We start from the raw sequence: 1,354 nt of genomic DNA, 5'->3' as shown, positions 1-1,354 counted from the left end.
GGCGGCCGGCGGCGCCGGCCTTCGCCTTCTCATTAGGAGCCGCTCCGGAGGCTGTAAACCTGCCCGCCGCGCGGCTTGCGGGGTGGCCGGACAGCCCCAGGTCATGGAAACTTCACACGCCCCCCCTGCCGCGGCGGCGCCGCCGGGGCTAGGTGAGGCGCCGCCGAATGGCATTGAACCGATGCGAGGACGACCATGACGCGGCTGCCGACGACGCTTCCCCGGCGCGCCCTGCTGCGGGGCCTGCCGGCCCTGTCCCTGACCGCCGCCCTCCCGCCGCTGGCGGCGCCGCGCCTGGCGCGGGCGCAGGGCGGCGTCTCGGGCAAGCTGGTGCTCTACACCAGCCAGCTGGAGCCCGATGCGGCGCGCACGGTGGAGGTGTTCCGCCAGCGCCACCCGGCGGTGCAGGTGGAATGGATCCGCGGCGGCACCAACCAGATCCTGCCCCGGCTGCGCGCCGAGCTGGCCGCCGGCGCGCCGCGCGCCGATGTGCTGCTGCTGGCCGACAGCCTGACCTTCGAGGGGCTGAAGCAGGAAGGCCTGCTGCGGCCGAGCCCGGAGATCGACCTCGCCGGCACGCCGGCCGAGCGGCACGACCCCGGGCGCTGCTATTTCGGCACCAAGCTGCTGACCACCGGCATCGTCATGAACAACCGCGCCCCCTTCGCGCCGAAGAGCTGGGCCGATCTGCTGCGGCCCGAGGCGCGCGGGCTGACCGCCATGCCCTCGCCCTCCGTCTCCGGCGCGGCGGCGATCCATGTGCAGGCGGTGGCGCAGGCGCCCAGCCTCGGCTGGGGCTACTGGGAGAAGCTGGCGGCGGCCGGGCTGCAGCCGCGCGGCGGCAATGGCGCGGTGATGCAGGCGGTCGCCGGCGGCGAGCGCGGCTATGGCATGATCGTCGACTACATGCCGATCCGTGAGGCGGCGAAGGGTGCCCCGGTGCGCTTCATCGTGCCGGAGGAGGGCGTCAGCGCCATCACCGAGCCGGCGGCGATCCTGAAGAGCAGCCGCAACCCGGAGGCGGCGGCCGCCTTCATCGCCTTCCTGCTCTCGCGCGAGGGGCAGGCGCTGGCCGCCAGCCAGGGCTTCCTGCCGGCCGACCCGGCGGTGTCGCCGCCCGCCGGCTTCCCGGATCCCAAGAGCCTGACCCTGCTGCCCTTCGACGCCGCCCGCGCGGCGGAGAGCGCGGCGGCCGACCTGGCGCGCTTCAACCGCATCATGGGGCTGTAAGCGCCCGCATGGGAGCCAGGCTGACCAGCCTGCCGGCGCTGGGCTGGCTGTCGCTGCTGTGGCTGGCGCTGGTCGGGCTGGCCCCGGCGCTGCGCCTGCTGGGCGAGGCGGCGGGGCCGGCGCT

Annotated in this window: 1 protein-coding gene; it reads left to right on the top strand. The window is 75.5% G+C overall.

Annotation, left to right across the window (positions count from 1 at the left end; translation table 11 throughout):
- Positions 1-195: 195 nt before the first annotated feature.
- Entirely contained in the window at positions 196-1,230 is a 1,035-nt protein-coding gene (locus tag HMPREF0731_RS20875; protein WP_007006221.1) for an ABC transporter substrate-binding protein, read from the top strand.
- The last annotated feature ends 124 nt before the right edge of the window (positions 1,231-1,354 follow it).

This window comes from Pseudoroseomonas cervicalis ATCC 49957, from assembly GCF_000164635.1.
GTDB classification, from domain to species: Bacteria; Pseudomonadota; Alphaproteobacteria; order Acetobacterales; family Acetobacteraceae; genus Pseudoroseomonas; species Pseudoroseomonas cervicalis.
Note: the sequence above shows the minus strand (reverse complement) of the source record. Positions and strands in the feature narration are given on the sequence as shown.

Bases quoted from the DNA above. Each gene is read 5' to 3' on its own strand.
- HMPREF0731_RS20875 (WP_007006221.1), top strand. From the start codon at position 196: ATGACGCGGCTGCCGACGACGCTTCCCCGGCGCGCCCTGCTGCGGGGC.